The following is a 776-nucleotide window of genomic DNA, read 5'->3' as shown; positions in this document are numbered from 1 at the left end:
CCGATCGCCTTCCACAAAGGGACTGGCGATGAACCGCTCCGCCGTCAGCTCGGGCCGCTTCAGATAGCCCCGCGCGACCCCCGCCCCGCCAATGTAAAGCTCCCCCACCGCACCAAACGGAACCGGCTGGCCAAATCGATCCAACACGTACAACCGAAGATCGGGGATGCGCCTTCCAATCGGACTGCCCGAGTTGGAAGTGTCAGACTGATCAAGCGGCCGATAGGTGACATGCACGGTCGTTTCCGTAATCCCGTACATGTTGATCAGTTGGGGGGCGCAATCGGAATGCCTTGCATACCACGGCTTCAGAATCGATGGCTCCAGAGCCTCCCCACCAAAAATCACATATCGAATGCGGCTTCGAACACTGCTCTGAGACTCCACCTCCATGAGAGCTTTAAAAGCCGAGGGGGTCTGGTTCAGAACTGTGACGCCGGACTTGCAGATGAGATCATGGAAGTCAGAAGCAGAGCGAGCCGTATGGCTCGGCACGAGAACCAAACGCCCACCATAGCGCAGTGCGCCCCACAACTCCCAAACTGAGAAGTCGAACGAGAAGGAATGGAACAGGCACCATACGTCGTGTTCGGTGAAGCCATACCAGCTCTCGGTCGCCTCGAATAAACGAACAATCTGGGCATGCTCGACCATGACGCCCTTGGGCATGCCGGATGATCCCGAGGTGTAGATCACATAAGCGAGATGGCGCGAGCTCAGCCCGAGGGCGCGCACATCCGGGTCCGTCGCCGGCAGCGCCGCCCAGACCGGCGTCG

The 776-nt window shown here is 59.4% G+C and carries 1 protein-coding gene; it reads right to left on the bottom strand.

Annotated elements, in window-relative coordinates; genetic code table 11:
* Nucleotides 1-776 (bottom strand): AMP-binding protein (locus ACZYOF_RS44090; protein ID WP_463719636.1); only part of this gene is annotated, 776 nt, incomplete at both ends.

Source organism: Bradyrhizobium sp. LeoA1Lang, from assembly GCF_055413685.1.
Note: the sequence above shows the minus strand (reverse complement) of the source record. Positions and strands in the feature narration are given on the sequence as shown.